Genomic DNA, 14,565 nt, shown 5'->3' on the forward strand with positions numbered 1-14,565 from the left:
TAGTGATTGATCAATTACAAATAAACGAAATGAGGCTGATGATATGGAAATGGCAATTGTAATTGGAGCAACGGGCGGGACGGGATCGGCGATCACGGAAGAATTGGTTAAACGGGGGATACGTACTATTGCTTTTGGACGTTCGCGCCAGAAATTGGAGCACTTTGCTGGAAAGCTTGGAAATCCCGCGCATTTGACGCTTGCCGTAGGAGATGCGATGTGTCCTGACGATATTGTAGCTCAGGCAGGCGGCGCGGACGTATTGTTCCATTGCGCGAACGTACCTTACCATGAGATGGCGAACAAGCTGATACCGCTAGGCGAATCGGTGATGAAAGCGGCAGAACGGCTTGCCATAAAAGTTGTAGCAATTGACGGTATCTATCCTTATGGGAGAAGACAGGCGAATCTAGTCACAGAGGATCATCCCATGCAGCCCCATACGAAAAAGGGAAAAGTCCGCCTGGACTTTGAACGAATGTTATTCAGCAAGCAGTGGAGCAAGGCTAAGGTCTTGATTGCTCGCTTGCCCGATTATTATGGACCTACGGCTAATGAAGCTTCGTATTTAGGTTCTACCTTAGATGCGATCGCTGCCGGCAAAATGGCTTTTTTCATCGGCAATATGCATGTTCCCCGTGAATTCATCTATTTGCCGGATGCGGCTGCCATGGTAGCTGAATTGGCAGACAAAGACTCTGCCTACGGACAGAACTGGAATATACCGGGGGCTGGGCTTATATCGGGACGAGAGATCGTACGGATTGCGCAAGCGGCAAGCGGTAATGTGAAAGCGGTCATTCCATTGAAAAAATTAGGCTTGTCGATACTCGGCATGAGTATACCCGTCATGAAAGAAGTCGTCGAGATGCTTTATTTAACCGAAGAACCGCTTACGCTCAGCGGAGAGAAATACAAACGTTTCATCGGACCAATCACCGCGACCCCGTTTCAGGAGGGTATTGCGTCAACGATGTTGGCATTGCAGGAGAGTAAGTTATCCGTTAAACGATAGTTATTGATTGATTGATCACAATCTGTGGCTGTTAGTAAAATCTACAAAACAAAGGAGAATTGCAACAGGAACCCGCTCAGGCAACCTTCCCGATCTATAATGCGAAGAGGCTTTCTCAGAAGGCTTAAGCCGTTAGGAGAAAGCCGCTGAATAGGATGGGGAAATAGCTTGTTATCAGCGAAATGCTTGAGAATACGCCGTTTTAGTCGCGTTCTTTATGCTTCCATAATTCAATTAACGGACCCTCAGAGCCGTAAACAGGATCTGTTTCCGGTAACGGTACCTTACCGATCTCTTCTAACGCCTGAGGCCGTTCCCCGGCCTCGCCGCGCCTCAGATTATAATTCATGCCATTCGGATAAGCACCGACGACTTTAAAGTCCGGACTGGCATTCAAATGTTTATGTCCCGTACCAGCAGGCAGGACGATGACATCTCCGGCTTGGACCGAAAGGGCTTTTCCATGTTCGCCGCCTGCTTGGAGCGTTGCGGAGCCGCTTTGGACCCCCAGTACCTCATGGGCGTTGCTGTGATAATGATGGTAATCGAATACCCCGTTGGTCCAGCTGTTCCGCCAGTTGTTTTCGTTAAAAATAGACTCGATCCGGTCCGATTTCTCCTTGAGGGCACCCGGGTATAGAATAAGCGGCAAGCTCGGATGATTAGGAATACGGCCATCATCCGCAAAATAATAAGTGATAACCTTCGGATCCATAACCTTGTTTCACTCCCTATTTCGCTAGCAGCAAGCATTTATAAGCGCTAGCGCGGCAAATTTATAGACGCTTTAGCGCATCTATCAGATTCTTATCCGCATTATACCCTATTGAACCAGCGAACTATCGTATAATAATCGTAATTGAACGAGAGAGGGCGTGAAGGCGTTGAAGCTTACGGAGGCGGAAATCGAGCAAGGATTGGCGAAGATCGATGGCTGGAAGCGGGAGGATGGAAAGTGGCTTGTGAAAAAATACCGCTTTCCGACATTTCCGGAAGGTATCCTTTTCGTGAATGGGGTAGCAGAAGCCTCGGAGCGGTTAAACCATCATCCTTTTATTTCTATAGATTATAAAATGGTGACTCTTCGCATGACGACCTGGCGATCCGGGGGATTAACCGAGCTTGATTTTCAAGCCGCTGCCGCCTTTGATCTAGCTTATAAGCGTAACGAAGCCCAATAAAGGTCCACGCGAAAAAGCCTTCATCCCTAGCATGACAAGGGACGAAGGCTTTTATTCATTGGTAATAAATTAATTAGATTTGACCTATAAGGTTGCCAGTCTGAGCCTTATGAATCCTGCTTGGCTTTCGTATCGTTGTCTTCTTGGCTCAGCTCTTCGAGCGATTTCACTTTGCCATGGGGCTGCTGCGTGTGCTTGCGCTGATGCCACGCATTTTCACGGCGGCTTTTGGATGATGTCATAGCGATCCCCTCCTTTCCTACAGTAGGTTGGCATAATGCCGCCATTCTCATACAGAAGGAGGGAGGGATTTTGAACAACAGCTTAGCTTAAACGCCCGAATACGCTAAAAATCCGCCGTCCACCGGTATCGTTGTCCCGGTAACGAATCCGGCTGTCGTCTCGTCAGCGAGCCACAGCAAAGCGCCAAGCAAATCCTCCGGCTTGCCGAAGCGGCGCATTGGCGTATGGGAGATGATTTTGCCCGAGCGCTCGGTCAGCGAGCCGTCATCATGCAAGAGCAGCTTGCGGTTTTGCTCCGTCAAGAAGAAGCCGGGAGCAATCGCGTTAACGCGAATGCCCGATTCCGCTAGATGAACCGCGAGCCACTGCGTAAAGTTGACGATGGCTGCTTTGGCCGCGCTGTAAGCGGGGACCTTCGTCATCGGTGAGGGGGCGCTCATCGATGAAATGTTAATAACCACAGCGCCTTGCCGCTCAAGCATTTGCTCCGTAAAGATTTGGGTAGGAATGAGCGTCCCGATAAAATTTAGATCCATAACGCTCCTGAAGCCTTCTACGCTTAAGTTAAACAGCGTCGTTATATTTTCCGCATGCAGATGCTCAGGCTTAAAGATCTCGTTTGTAGTATTCGCGCTCGGATGGTTGCCGCCCGCGCCGTTGATCAGAATATCGCAGGGGCCGAGCTGCTCAAGCACCGCGGCGCCGGCTGCTTTCGTGCTTTCCGCGTTGGTCACATCGCAAGCCACGGCAATGGCCGTCCCGCCGGCCGCCTTAATTTCTTCGGCAACGGCCGCCCCTTTCTCAGCCGTGCGGTTGAGGATAGCTACCTTGGCGCCTTGTCGAGCAAGCTCAAGCGCCATCACCCGGCACAATACGCCTGCGCCGCCCGTAATTACGGCTACTTTGCCAGCGATTGATTCATGTTTCGGTAATGCTGTCATGAGCGGGCCTCCTGTTCTCCGTTAAATACGGCTGCAAGCCGGTAAGCATCCCAAAGTCCCCACAAATACATAATGCCGAGCGCGCGATCGTAAAGGCCGTAGCCCGGCCTGCACTGCTCATCCCAGATGTGGCGTCCGTGATCGGGTCTTGCGTAGCCGGTAAAGCCAATATCATGATAAGCCTTTACGATGCCTGCGATATCGACCGATCCATCCTGCGTACGGTGCGAGGTTTCGATAAAATCACCATTTTCATAAACGCGCACGTTACGGATATGGGCGAACGGAATACGATCCGCAAACTCATGAATCATTGCAATGATATCGTTGCCTGGATTGGCGCCAAGCGAGCCGCTGCACAGCGTAATGCCATTGTAAGGGCTGTCATATAGCTTCAAGAAGGTTCTGAAATTTTCTTGGCAAGTCATGATGCGGGGCAGCCCGAATACAGGCCAAGGCGGATCATCCGGGTGGATTGCCATTCGGATGCCGCTGCGGGCCGCGACCGGAATGATTTCATTTAGAAAATAGCGCAGGTTTTCCCACAAATGCGCTTCCGTAACCCCTTGGTAAGCCTCAAACAAGCCCGTCAAATGCTGCAGCCGCTCGGGCTCCCAGCCCGGCATTGTAAGCGCCGAGTTCGCATTTATCTCATCGACCAATTGGAAAGGATCGGCGTTTGCAATGCGGCTGTTTTCATAAAATAAAGCGGTCGCTCCATTGCCCATTGGCTTGTGCAAGTCGGTGCGCAGCCAATCGAAGACGGGCATGAAGTTATAACAGATGACTTTGACGCCGACGCTGCCGAGCTTCTCGATGGTCCGCTTGTAATTCTCGATGTATTGATCGCGGGAAGGCAAGCCGAGTTTGATATCCTCATGAACGTTAACGCTTTCAACGACATCAATATGTAAGCCGGCCTGTTCGGCTTGCTGTTTAACCTCTAGGATCCGATCCATCGGCCATTCCTCGCCGGCCGGTATATCGTGAAGCGACCATACGATGCCGTCGGTTCCGGGAATTTGTTTTATATAGCTGAGGGGGACGGTGTCGTTTCCTTCGCCGAACCATCTAAACGTCATTTTCATGCGCATTGAGCCTCCTGCGATCATTTGTAGTAATTCGGATATTTTTCCTTTAGAAGAGCCTGGTCCGTGATATTTAAGGAAAGATGCTCTGTCATCAACTGCTGGGCCGTTTCGTTATCCCGTTGCTTTATCGCTTCTGCCATTTGGCGGTGCTGCTCGTAGAGAGGCTCCCAGTTATGGTCATCCACCAGCCTAAGCATGCGGCTTCGATTCAAATGCGCATTCATCTGCTGCATGATCGACCAGGTATTGCTTTTGCTGCAACCGTCAAACAAAATACGGTGGAAGGCTTCATCGAGCTCAAACATGCTTTTATCATCCTTGTTGCGAACGCAAGCCTGCTGCAAACGGAGATTTTCTTCAAGCGCTTGCATGGCCAGCTCAGGAAAATGAGAGCAAGCGAGCAAAATGACCGCTTTCTCCAGCTGCTCCCGCATAAATCTTGCTTCCTCAACGAGAACGGTATCGATTAACGAAACGAACGTCCCGCGCTGGGGCAGCACCTGCACGAGGCCCTCCCCGGCAAGCCGAAGGAAGCTTTCCCTCACTGGCGTGCGGCTGACCTTGAACAATAGTGAGGTTTCGTTTTCCGAAAGCGGCGTTCCCGGCGGCAGCTCCAGCTTTAAAATTTGTTCACGGAGCTGGATGTAGACCGCGTCTCTTGTCGAAGCAGGCTGTGGACGATGATTGAAATCCATACACTCATTCCTTTCGTCATTACACTACCATACTACCATACAAGTGTATTCCTGCGGAAGTACCCCTCCAAAAAAACCAGAAGGGCTGCCCGGGAAGTAGATAACCTACTTTCCATGGCAGCCCGTCATTATGTTCGAATTTGTTATTTTACGCTAATTGGCGGCACTCCAAGTTGTTTCATTACCGCTAATAGGACAAGCAGGGAATTTTTCTCCTTCTTGCAGCTTATTTTCCTTGCCTGATTTAGAAATGTAGTTGCCAGCATGCTTAACTATTTCTCCCGTTCGATAAGAAGTATTCGCACTATTTTCCGTATTGTTCATAGTAACTAGCACCTCCAGTTATTTTGGTGCGGATGGATAGGGGGGAATCCGCACCTTCTTATATACCCGCTTGGAAGGAAATTGAAACAGGATTAGCCACAATGATCATTTATGACCCGTCGGCAATTCCGTATGTTTCTCATCCCTTGTTTTCTCGCGCTCTACCAAGGTCTTCAAGTAAGTGGACATCACCCGGGCAAGCTGGTCAGACACCTCAACGAGGCTCATATGCGCTACGTCTTCGAATGTCGTTTCCAGAATATGCGGATATTTGTAGGTCGTTTCCGGTTGGTCCAGACTTGTCACCGTAAAGGTATCATCCGGCTTAATGACGTCATCCTCGGAGCCTGCTACCAGCAAGACCGGGAATTTTGCCTCTGCCAGCACATGGCTTCGGTCAGGACGCTGCATCATTCCTTCCAAGGTAGAGATCGCCGCGCACGCATCCATCTCTTGCCCTACGTTAATGAGCTCATGGACCTCATTATGCATTTCTCCAAGCTTCTTATCGGTAAACAAATTCGGTATAATCCCGTAAAGATATTTTGAAATTCCTTTTTCACGGATAGCTTCAATATCCTCCAGCCGTTTCTCTTTCGTTAACTCTGAATCCGGGAGCACGGTGGAATGGATAAGCGCGAACCCTGCAAGCTTGTTCGGGTATTTTTCCGCGAAAGCAGCCGTTACGTAACCGCCCAAGGAGTGCCCGAACATAACAACCTTCTCGATATGAAGCGCCGTCAAGAGTGCAGCGATATCCTCCGCCATCAGATCCATCGTATATGTTCCCTCAGAAGCCGTGGAGCCGCCATGACCCCGTAGGTTCGGAATAATGACACGATAATTTTCGCTAAGCAATGGACATATTTTTTGCCAGTATTGGGATGAGCCGCAAAAGCCGTGGAGCAATACAACGACATTTTCGTTACTACTTCCACATTCTTCATAGACCAAATCGATGCCATTAACGTAGATACGTTGTTTTTCCATCGATCTTCACCAGCCTTTTCTATTATCGTTTTGTTTGGTGTAGTCTCTTAACCTATTCAAGAGCTTCTGAAACATCCGAAAAAAGTTAGCTTTTATTTCTTCATTAATAGACGGCCTTTTGACCGCGAAGCGGATAAATCGGCTGTTTCAAAGGGCTGCCGGCTGGTTAATAACATGACAAGTTAACAAAAACAGTATCTCAAAGGGAAGGGTGATTCCAATGTTAGGATGGGCAGTATTATTTTTCATCTTTGCAATCGTTGCAGGCATATTCGGCTTTCTAGGCATTGCATCCGCACTAGCTGGAATAGCAAAAGTTCTATTCGTCGTATTCATCGTACTCTTTATCGTATCTCTCATCGTTGGCAGAAGACGAGTCAGTTAACTTCCTTTAAGGAGGCGGGCGTCCATTTCTGGGCATCATGCTGGCTGCTTAATGAAGAAAGACAATAATTAATATGAAAATAGGAGGAATTACAATGAATAACCTGGATAATACAAAGGTACACACGGTAAACAATGTTGTTGAGGTTCAAGAGCAGGTTTATAAGTTCCAAACGGAAGGGTATGCGAAGGACAAAATTTTTGTTCTGACCCATGACAAGGATCGGACGAAAAGGATCGTCGATAATACGGACGCTGAGAAAATCGGGATTGCGGAAGAAGGCTTCGGATCAGCGATTGCGAATATATTCCGCTCAAACGGCGACGAGCTTCGTGCGAAGATGAGATCGCTCGGTATTTCCGAGCAGGAGTCGCAGCGTCTTGAACGCGAGATGGACCAAGACAAAATTTTGGTCATTGCATGGGGAGGCCGGGAATATTCGGGAGAAGAATTTGACCCTGCCGTATATTATTATCCTCACTACGTCGTTTAAGAGCCGGATCCTCTACTTCGCAGATGATCATGCAAGACCTATCCGAGAGGGTAGGTCTTTTATTGGTCCTTTGTCCTATTAAAAGTTGACTCTGTTTACTGTTACGATCACAATAAAGATAGCAGGTAATGGAGTTAAAGGAGCCTATATATGAGTATTATAATCGTGGATGATAACGCGACAAACCAGATCATTATTAAAGCAATTTTAAATAAAGAGGGTTATGAGGATTTGAAGATCGCTTCATCGGCGATAGAGCTGTACAGCATGCTCGATATTGATAGCACGTGCACAGCCGAGGCTAACGTGGATTTGATTCTAATGGATATGATGATGCCCGAAATCGACGGACTAGAGGCATGCAAACGGATTTTACAGGTAGAGCGTTACAAGGATGTTCCGATTATATTTGTTACCGCGCTCGGCGATTCGAATAAAATGGCGGAAGCGCTGGATGCCGGAGCAAGCGATTATGTGATGAAGCCGATCAACAAGATGGAACTTCTCGCGCGTATTCGTTCCTCTTTGCGTCTGAAGCAGGAGATTGATTGGCACAAAGAAAGAGACAGGCAAATGCAGGCGAAGCTTGAGCTTGCCAAAAAAGTTCAAAGGAATGTATTAAGCCAGCCAATAAATGATGACAATATAGCAGTAAGCGCGGTTTATCAGCCATCCTCTGAGCTTGCGGGCGATTTTTACGCATGGTACCGCATTGATGAGAACCGGTACGGCGTTATTTTGCTTGATATGATGGGACATGGTATATCTTCATCGCTCGTTTGTATGTATATATCTTCGGTTCTTAAGGATACCATCACGCGAATAACGGAGCCGGACCTCGTAATGCATGAGCTCAACCGGTACATGAACCAGCTGTATAAGAAGGAAGAACTGCTTAATTATTATTTCACTGCGATCTACTTGGTGCTGGATACAAAAAAACGAGTCATTGAATATGTCAATGCCGGTCATCCCCCTGGCAAAATTCTTTCTGGCGGCCAATTTACGCTGCTGACTGAGGGCTGCTGCGCGATCGGATTGTTTGATCGGATTGAAATTCAAAAAGGCTTCATTCCGTATGACGACGGGAATATGAAGATTTTCCTTTATACGGACGGGTTGAGCGAATCCATCGGCGAGGATGATGATACTAACCTTGATTCGCTTATCGAGCGGTTGAGCCGTGAGGAACCGTCCGAACATGCTGAAATCGTAAGCGGATTTGTTTCGGCGCACGACAACGAAAGCCAGAAGGACGATATCTGTTTAGTGATGATCGAAACCAAATAAAATAAATGCAGGCAGCCTGTTTCAAATCCTCGGCAGCGGTTTAAATATATTTATCAAGCAAGAGAATGAAGGAATTATCCCGCATAGGAGGGAGACCATATGAAGAATTTTATTTTTATAAGCTGTTTGATCGGAAGTATCTTCGCTTTTACGGGTGACCTTGGACCTGTCGCCACTACGTTACCCGCTGCGATGGATTCAAGCCCTGTGGCGGCCGAAGCTTCTGCCAAACCAGCCAACAAAATAGTGACTGCTTCTATGCCTCCTTCAACCGTAACTGAAGTTACCTATGCAAAAGAAGATGCAAGCGTTCCGGAAGTGAAAAAACCAGTCTTTACGCTTCAAAACGTGAACGGCATTACCCTCTATGATGACCCGGGCAGCGTAGTTAAGAAGCTGGGCAAGCCGGAAAAGATTACGGAGGATCCATATTTGAAGGAATTGGAAACTTACCAATACCCGAATATGGATGTTATCTTTAGCGATGGAATGATTTTTTCCGTTGAATTGGCTGAAGGAACAAAATCTCTGATGATTGACGGACATAAGGTTGCTGCAACGGTCGAAGCGGTAAAAGAAGCGCTGGGTCAGCCTGATTATATTACGGAGGATGGTATCGTATTTGAAAGAGGGGAAGCTTTGTTAAAGCTTTTTATCGATCCGGATACGGGGAAGTTAACTTCCATTCATTACTTCCAGAGCTTCTCGATGTAGGAAATCGGATGTGCTTCTTGTACAATGAGAAGGATCTTGATACTATTTATTAAACAAACGCGAGCGGAGTGAATGAAATGAAAGCTGAGCAATTTCAAGTGAACCAGGAAGAGAAACAAGATCAATTTATTCTTCATGTAAGCGGGGAACTGGATTTGTCTATGGTGCCGCAGCTGCGGACTGCTTTAGAACCGGTTATGAACCGTACGGATAAAGCTTTGGTTTTAAATCTCAAAGGATTAAAATATATCGACAGTACCGGAATCGGCATTATCGTTTCGGTGCTGAAGCTGCGTGATGAGCTTAAGGCGCCTTTTTACGTACGCGAAATTCCAGCGGCCGTCAAACGCTTGTTTGATCTTACGGGTATTTCCAGATATCTAACAGAAGGGACAGAGGCTCAAGCATGAATGCCATTCGTTTACAAATACCGGCCCATGCAGACTATATCGATATGGTCAGAATCTGTCTTTTTGGAATCGCCTCAAAAATGAACTATGCCTATGAAGAAATGGAGGATATGAAGGTTGCCGTTTCGGAAGCTTGCAATAATGCGGTTATCCATGGCGCTCAGGGTGCCAGCGAGGATATAATCGACGTTTTGTTTGAGTCCAAGGATTCTGGTCTCACGATAAAAGTGAAGAACAGCGGCCCTTCATTTCTTCCGCCTGCAGCCATTGAGAAAGCTGCTCCGCTGCCTGAGGTTGACATAAGCGGGCTTAAGGTTGGCGGACTGGGCATTTATTTGATGCAGGCGCTGATGGATGAGGTAGAGGTTAACGCATCTGAGAGCGGTACGGAAGTCGTTCTGACGAAATATTTGGATACTGAAGCTGCGCACTAGAAGGCTTCGGTTTTCTGTTTATAAAAAAAGGGAAATGACGATGTTGTCATTTCCCTTTTTTCGTTTCCATCGAGATGCAGCGTTTTTAGCTGCTGCTATTTATTTTCCTGAAAATACGTTCAGGAGCGTTAAAGTCCCCATATTGCTCTTTATGATCGGAGATAATCGATTCCATGTTGCCAAGCACCAAGAAACCTTGATTCGCCAAGCTTCCAAAAAACAAATCATGAACGCGCTGCTGAAGATCCGAATCGAAATAGATGAGAACGTTTCGGCATAAAATGACGTGGAACTCATTAAAAGACCGATCCGTAGCCAGATTATGCTGCGCAAACATCATGTTTTCTTTAAGGTAAGGGTGGAACAATGCATATTCATAATCAGCCTTATAATAAGAGGAAAATTCTTTCGTACCGCCGGCTTGCAGATAGTTTTTCGTGAAGGTCTGCATACGTTTGATCGAAAATTTGCCGAGCTTCGCGCTCTCGATCACATGCTCGTTCATATCTGTAGCGTAAATCTTAGTTTTGCCGAGCAGACCTTCCTCCGCCATCAGAATGGCCATGGAATAAACCTCTTCTCCTGTCGCGCAGCCTGCATGCCAAATCCGGATTTCGGGAAGGTCGCGCAGCAACGGGACGACCTCCGTGCGGAAGGAGGCGAAAAAGCTTGGATCACGGAACATTTCGGTTACTTTAATCGAAAAATCATTTTGCAGCTTTTCCATAAATCCTGGTTCATGCAGCGCCTTCTCCAGCACCGATGTTATCGTAGTCAGTCCTTCGAGATTCATCCGATGCTGGATACGTCTGCGCAGCGAGGAACGCAGGTAGTTTCTGAAGTCGAAGCCGTAGACCCTGTATATGCCATCCAAAAACAAATCGATCTCTATGCGTTCCAGCTCGTCAAACGATAATTCATCGAGCATGCCATCATCCTCATTAAATTGTATGCTCAATTCCCCACCTGCTTTGTCAGCCATACGCGCATAAGCGAGAAGAGCTGATCCATATTTAGCGGCTTGCTAATGTAATCGGAAGCACCGGCCTCCAAGCATTTCTCGCGGTCGGTCTTCATTGCTTTGGCCGTAAGGGCAATAATAGGCGTGTGTTTGGTATCCGAGTCTTGACGAATGGCTTTCATGGTTTCATAACCATCCATAATGGGCATCATAATGTCCATGAGTACAAGATCGAAATCTTTTTGCCGTTCAATTATTTGCATACATTGTTTGCCGTTATTCGCGACAGCCACTTGGATGCCTTTGTTCTCAAGCGCTTTGACCAGTGCAAATACATTACGGGAATCGTCCTCTACCAGCAGAACCTTCTTCCCTTTAAAAAGAGAGTCTTCAAAATCAGCAGAGTCGGTTACCTTATAATCGATAACGTCGGGCGCTGATACCGTTATAGGAGCTTCCGTTAAAGGCTCTGCGCTTGCAGCGACTTCCTGGTTAAGAACAACGAGCTGCTCCTTTTCCATATTCGGGAGGCTTGGAACAAAAAGAGTAAAGGTGCTTCCCTTCTCAGGCGTGCTTTCAAGGATGATGCGCCCTTTCAGCAGCTTGGTAAACTCGTTGCAAATGGATAAGCCTAAGCCCGTACCGCCGTATTGGCGGTTCGTTTCGCCGTCCACCTGCTGGAAGGCTTCGAAAATAAGCTGTTGTTTATTTAACGGGATGCCTATTCCGGTATCGGTTACCGAAATCGCGACTACGGCGTTATCCAAGTGAGCCGGCATATATTTATGAACGTCCTGCGGATCAGCTTTTTGAATAGATAAAGTAACCGATCCTTTTTCCGTAAATTTAAAGGCATTGGACAAAAGATTTTTCAAAATTTGCTGGAGCCGCTGACCATCCGTATACAGCAATGAAGGAACATCGGCATTTAAACGGGCATGGAATGCGATATTCTTATTCTCGGCTACGGGATTAAAGAGCAGCTGCATATGCTGAGGAATTTCACTGATATTCACTTCATCCATCGTTAAGATAACCTTACCCGCCTCAACCTTGGATAAATCAAGAATATCATCAATAAGCGCTAATAAATCGTTACCGGAAGTATGGATGACCTCGGCATAACCTTTTTCTTCTTCAGTTAGCGTTTTATTTTCATTTTCGGCAAGCATCTGCGAAAGAATCAAGATGCTGTTTAACGGCGTCCGGAGCTCATGCGACATGTTGGCCAAAAAATTGGATTTGTACTGCGAGCTTCTTTTAAGCTCCTCGGAATAGTTCTCAAGCTCTTCCTTCGCTTTTTCGAGCTCTTTCGTCTTCTGTTCGGCGAATAGATTCTGTTCCTCTAGATGCTCGGTAGTCATGCGCATTTCCTCTTGCTGCATTTGCAGCTCTTCGGACTGCGTTTGGAGCTCCTCTGTTTGCGTCTGGAGCTCTTCCGTTAAGACTTGAGACTCGCTAAGCAATCTTTCGACTTCCATGCGTCCATCGACGTTATTAATCGCTACGCCAAAATGGCTTTCGATTTGCTCAAGCAGCTTTAAATGCTGGGAAGTAAAGGATTCCGCGGAAGCAAACTCAACGACGGCAGCCACCTTGCCTTCAAATTCAAAAGGAACAACGAGAAAGCTTTTCGGCTCTATTTTTCCTAGGCCGGATGTCAAGCTTACCGGATGCTCTGGAGCGGTGTTCAGTAAGAATGTACGTTTATCGATTGCGGCTTGGCCGATTAACCCTTCGCCTAAACGGAAGCTTTCGCGGCCTGCCGTATCCCCACTAGCGGCATAGGAGGCTGTTTTGACAAGTCTTTGCTGCTCCCCGGTCCCTTCGCGAATATAAAATACGCCATATGCCGCACCCAGCATAGGTGCAAGCTTGGCGAGGAAGGAATCCGCCAGCGTTTTCATATCATTGACGCCTTGGTTCATCGTTGCAATCTCAGCAACTTTTTGCTGTATCCAATATTGATCGTTAACATTGTCAAGAAGGCTGTTGGTGGCATCGGCAAGATCCTTGATCTCATCCCGCGTATTTACTTTAATCCGCGTCGATAAATCCCCTCCGGTAGATGCGATATCCGTAATGGTTTTCACGACGTCTTTGATTGTTTTGACGATCGTGCCGGAAACATAGGTTACGATGATGAAAGCGACGACGGAAATGATAATCAGCATGAAATACAAGCTGACCACGAGCATATCATTGCGGTTTTTTAACTCCAAAATATGGTTTTTTGTCAATGTTATTTCATTTTGGCGCATCGTTTCTAATTGAGTGCGTAAGGCATCGATATCGTTTTTTCCTTCATCTTCGTTGAAATATTCAATAATGCCCTGTGTATCATTCGCTTTACGCATTGCAATCGTAGGCTCGGCGGCTGTTTTTATCCAATTTTGGATGGTAATCTTGACTTCCTCTAGGTTTTGGCGCGAAGAAGGATCATTCCCAATATATTGAAAAAGCGTATTATAATTGGCTTCCCATTCTGCTTTCCCGCTGTTATACGGTTCTAAATAGATCTCGTTGCCTGTAATAACAAATCCGCGCTGGCTTGATTCCATGCCGACTACATTGTATCTAATGGTGGTGATAAGATTATGGATTTCAATGTCTCGGGTAGTCATTGTTTCAATTTCCGTCTGCAATGAGGAGATTCGGTTGCTGACGACAAGGATAGCAGCGCCCAGACAGCATATGATCAGAAAATAGCCGATTAATATTTTCCAGCGGATACTTAATCTTATATTATGCAATTTGATAGCTCCTTTTATAGGTCCTTTTATATGTTCTTTTATATGTTCTTTTATATGAATGTTCATATTTGATCGATTACTCTATTATAACATGAATGGTCCAAAGGACAATTTTCTGCCAACTATTACAGGGTGCATCCAGCCTGTTTCAAATCGAATGGCAGCGGGTAACTTATGAAAAAAGAGGAAGTGATGAGAATGGATTTGTTAATGCAAATCAGTATTGCTGTAATAGCGATAGCGTTTCTAGTTCTATTGTACTCTCTTATTCAAACGTTGAAGGTATTGCGAGGCGCGCTGGATGAGATGCGTCAAACGGTGGGTTCGCTTCGAACCGAGGTAACGCAAATTAGCGTCGAAGTGAAAGAGGCCATCCATAATACGAATGCGATGACGCTGGATGTGCGGACGAAGCTAAGCTCTTTGGATGTTTTATTCGCATCGGTTAATGATCTTGGCCATGCGCTGCATTCCTTTACCGGGGCGGCCAAGGAGTCGGCGGCTAGCGTGGTGGCTACCATTAAAGGATATAACAAGAAGAAGCCCGAGAGAGAACCTGGATTAATCAGTACGGTCTATGACGGCGTCATTTCCACTATTAGGCTATGGAACAAAGTGAAGAAAATTTGAGCTATAATAGGAACA

Annotated in this window: 18 protein-coding genes; 9 read left to right on the forward strand and 9 right to left on the reverse strand. The window is 46.8% G+C overall.

Going from position 1 to position 14,565, the window contains the following annotated elements; genetic code table 11:
• Window positions 1-43: 43 nt before the first annotated feature.
• The gene (locus MRBLPE1_RS13895) at window positions 44-1,015 is read left to right on the forward strand and encodes an SDR family NAD(P)-dependent oxidoreductase (RefSeq protein ID WP_364146152.1); all 972 of its coding nucleotides are present in this window, start codon (window positions 44-46) and stop codon (window positions 1,013-1,015) included.
• Window positions 1,016-1,217: 202 nt separating this feature from the next.
• On the opposite strand, the gene MRBLPE1_RS13900 is transcribed toward MRBLPE1_RS13895, so the two are convergent.
• Entirely contained in the window at window positions 1,218-1,730 is a 513-nt protein-coding gene (locus tag MRBLPE1_RS13900) for a cupin domain-containing protein (RefSeq protein WP_364146154.1), read from the reverse strand.
• Window positions 1,731-1,899: 169 nt separating this feature from the next.
• On the opposite strand from MRBLPE1_RS13900, the gene MRBLPE1_RS13905 reads away from it, so the two are divergent.
• A complete protein-coding gene (locus tag MRBLPE1_RS13905; protein WP_364146155.1) occupies window positions 1,900-2,196 on the forward strand; it encodes a 4a-hydroxytetrahydrobiopterin dehydratase in 297 nt (98 codons plus the stop codon).
• A 107-nt stretch (window positions 2,197-2,303) separates the two neighbouring features.
• On the opposite strand, the gene MRBLPE1_RS13910 is transcribed toward MRBLPE1_RS13905, so the two are convergent.
• The 6 genes from MRBLPE1_RS13910 to MRBLPE1_RS13935 form a co-directional block, all read right to left on the reverse strand.
• The gene (locus MRBLPE1_RS13910) at window positions 2,304-2,438 is read right to left on the reverse strand and encodes a DUF6254 family protein (protein ID WP_308994118.1); all 135 of its coding nucleotides are present in this window, start codon (window positions 2,436-2,438) and stop codon (window positions 2,304-2,306) included.
• A gap of 87 nt (window positions 2,439-2,525) precedes the next feature.
• On the reverse strand, window positions 2,526-3,380 hold the full coding sequence (locus tag MRBLPE1_RS13915) for an SDR family oxidoreductase (protein WP_364146157.1): 855 nt from the start codon (window positions 3,378-3,380) through the stop codon (window positions 2,526-2,528).
• A complete protein-coding gene (gene uxuA, locus MRBLPE1_RS13920) occupies window positions 3,377-4,468 on the reverse strand; it encodes a mannonate dehydratase (RefSeq protein ID WP_364146158.1) in 1,092 nt (363 codons plus the stop codon). Before uxuA ends, MRBLPE1_RS13915 begins: the two co-directional genes overlap by 4 nt.
• A 20-nt stretch (window positions 4,469-4,488) precedes the next feature.
• On the reverse strand, window positions 4,489-5,166 hold the full coding sequence (locus MRBLPE1_RS13925; protein ID WP_364146159.1) for a GntR family transcriptional regulator: 678 nt from the start codon (window positions 5,164-5,166) through the stop codon (window positions 4,489-4,491).
• 153 nt (window positions 5,167-5,319) lie between these two features.
• Entirely contained in the window at window positions 5,320-5,490 is a 171-nt protein-coding gene (locus MRBLPE1_RS13930; RefSeq protein WP_364146161.1) for a hypothetical protein, read from the reverse strand.
• Window positions 5,491-5,595: 105 nt separating this feature from the next.
• Window positions 5,596-6,480 (reverse strand): alpha/beta fold hydrolase, encoded by an 885-nt coding sequence (locus MRBLPE1_RS13935; protein ID WP_364146163.1) that lies wholly within the window; start codon window positions 6,478-6,480, stop codon window positions 5,596-5,598.
• Window positions 6,481-6,700: 220 nt separating this feature from the next.
• Between MRBLPE1_RS13935 and MRBLPE1_RS13940 the strand changes: the two genes are divergently transcribed.
• From MRBLPE1_RS13940 to MRBLPE1_RS13965, 6 genes are all read left to right on the forward strand, one after another.
• Window positions 6,701-6,865, forward strand: a complete 165-nt coding sequence (locus MRBLPE1_RS13940) for a DUF1328 domain-containing protein (protein WP_364146165.1) — start codon at window positions 6,701-6,703, stop codon at window positions 6,863-6,865.
• Between the two features lie 94 nt (window positions 6,866-6,959).
• Entirely contained in the window at window positions 6,960-7,358 is a 399-nt protein-coding gene (locus tag MRBLPE1_RS13945) for a general stress protein (RefSeq protein ID WP_364146166.1), read from the forward strand.
• A 150-nt stretch (window positions 7,359-7,508) separates the two neighbouring features.
• Complete coding sequence (locus tag MRBLPE1_RS13950) at window positions 7,509-8,648, forward strand: fused response regulator/phosphatase (RefSeq protein ID WP_364146168.1); 1,140 nt, start codon at window positions 7,509-7,511, stop codon at window positions 8,646-8,648.
• A 99-nt stretch (window positions 8,649-8,747) separates the two neighbouring features.
• On the forward strand, window positions 8,748-9,362 hold the full coding sequence (locus MRBLPE1_RS13955) for a hypothetical protein (RefSeq protein WP_364146170.1): 615 nt from the start codon (window positions 8,748-8,750) through the stop codon (window positions 9,360-9,362).
• 77 nt (window positions 9,363-9,439) lie between these two features.
• Window positions 9,440-9,772: an STAS domain-containing protein gene (locus MRBLPE1_RS13960; RefSeq protein ID WP_364146172.1), complete on the forward strand. Its 333-nt coding sequence runs from the start codon at window positions 9,440-9,442 to the stop codon at window positions 9,770-9,772.
• Entirely contained in the window at window positions 9,769-10,206 is a 438-nt protein-coding gene (locus MRBLPE1_RS13965; protein ID WP_364146173.1) for an ATP-binding protein, read from the forward strand. Before MRBLPE1_RS13960 ends, MRBLPE1_RS13965 begins: the two co-directional genes overlap by 4 nt.
• 85 nt (window positions 10,207-10,291) lie before the next feature.
• On the opposite strand, the gene MRBLPE1_RS13970 is transcribed toward MRBLPE1_RS13965, so the two are convergent.
• Together MRBLPE1_RS13970 and MRBLPE1_RS13975 are read right to left on the reverse strand one after the other, a co-directional pair.
• A complete protein-coding gene (locus MRBLPE1_RS13970) occupies window positions 10,292-11,134 on the reverse strand; it encodes a CheR family methyltransferase (protein WP_364147296.1) in 843 nt (280 codons plus the stop codon).
• A 26-nt stretch (window positions 11,135-11,160) separates the two neighbouring features.
• Window positions 11,161-13,920 carry a response regulator gene (locus tag MRBLPE1_RS13975; protein WP_364146175.1) on the reverse strand — a complete coding sequence of 920 codons (2,760 nt, stop codon included), beginning with the start codon at window positions 13,918-13,920 and terminating at the stop codon, window positions 11,161-11,163.
• A 198-nt stretch (window positions 13,921-14,118) separates the two neighbouring features.
• Between MRBLPE1_RS13975 and MRBLPE1_RS13980 the strand changes: the two genes are divergently transcribed.
• Window positions 14,119-14,550, forward strand: coding sequence for a DUF948 domain-containing protein (locus MRBLPE1_RS13980; RefSeq protein WP_364146177.1), 432 nt, complete (start codon window positions 14,119-14,121; stop codon window positions 14,548-14,550).
• Window positions 14,551-14,565 lie beyond the last annotated feature (15 nt).

It is taken from the genome of Paenibacillus sp. LPE1-1-1.1, from assembly GCF_040676435.1.
Classification (GTDB): domain Bacteria; phylum Bacillota; class Bacilli; order Paenibacillales; family Paenibacillaceae; genus Pristimantibacillus.

Coding starts and splice junctions, on each gene's coding strand:
- MRBLPE1_RS13895 (WP_364146152.1), top strand. CDS start 44: ATGGAAATGGCAATTGTAATTGGAGCAACGGGCGGGACGGGATCGGCG.
- MRBLPE1_RS13900 (WP_364146154.1), bottom strand. CDS start 1,730: ATGGATCCGAAGGTTATCACTTATTATTTTGCGGATGATGGCCGTATT.
- MRBLPE1_RS13910 (WP_308994118.1), bottom strand. CDS start 2,438: ATGACATCATCCAAAAGCCGCCGTGAAAATGCGTGGCATCAGCGCAAG.
- MRBLPE1_RS13915 (WP_364146157.1), bottom strand. CDS start 3,380: ATGACAGCATTACCGAAACATGAATCAATCGCTGGCAAAGTAGCCGTA.
- uxuA (WP_364146158.1), bottom strand. CDS start 4,468: ATGAAAATGACGTTTAGATGGTTCGGCGAAGGAAACGACACCGTCCCC.
- MRBLPE1_RS13925 (WP_364146159.1), bottom strand. CDS start 5,166: ATGGATTTCAATCATCGTCCACAGCCTGCTTCGACAAGAGACGCGGTC.
- MRBLPE1_RS13930 (WP_364146161.1), bottom strand. CDS start 5,490: ATGAACAATACGGAAAATAGTGCGAATACTTCTTATCGAACGGGAGAA.
- MRBLPE1_RS13935 (WP_364146163.1), bottom strand. CDS start 6,480: ATGGAAAAACAACGTATCTACGTTAATGGCATCGATTTGGTCTATGAA.
- MRBLPE1_RS13940 (WP_364146165.1), top strand. CDS start 6,701: ATGTTAGGATGGGCAGTATTATTTTTCATCTTTGCAATCGTTGCAGGC.
- MRBLPE1_RS13945 (WP_364146166.1), top strand. CDS start 6,960: ATGAATAACCTGGATAATACAAAGGTACACACGGTAAACAATGTTGTT.
- MRBLPE1_RS13950 (WP_364146168.1), top strand. CDS start 7,509: ATGAGTATTATAATCGTGGATGATAACGCGACAAACCAGATCATTATT.
- MRBLPE1_RS13955 (WP_364146170.1), top strand. CDS start 8,748: ATGAAGAATTTTATTTTTATAAGCTGTTTGATCGGAAGTATCTTCGCT.
- MRBLPE1_RS13960 (WP_364146172.1), top strand. CDS start 9,440: ATGAAAGCTGAGCAATTTCAAGTGAACCAGGAAGAGAAACAAGATCAA.
- MRBLPE1_RS13965 (WP_364146173.1), top strand. CDS start 9,769: ATGAATGCCATTCGTTTACAAATACCGGCCCATGCAGACTATATCGAT.
- MRBLPE1_RS13970 (WP_364147296.1), bottom strand. CDS start 11,134: ATGCTCGATGAATTATCGTTTGACGAGCTGGAACGCATAGAGATCGAT.
- MRBLPE1_RS13980 (WP_364146177.1), top strand. CDS start 14,119: ATGGATTTGTTAATGCAAATCAGTATTGCTGTAATAGCGATAGCGTTT.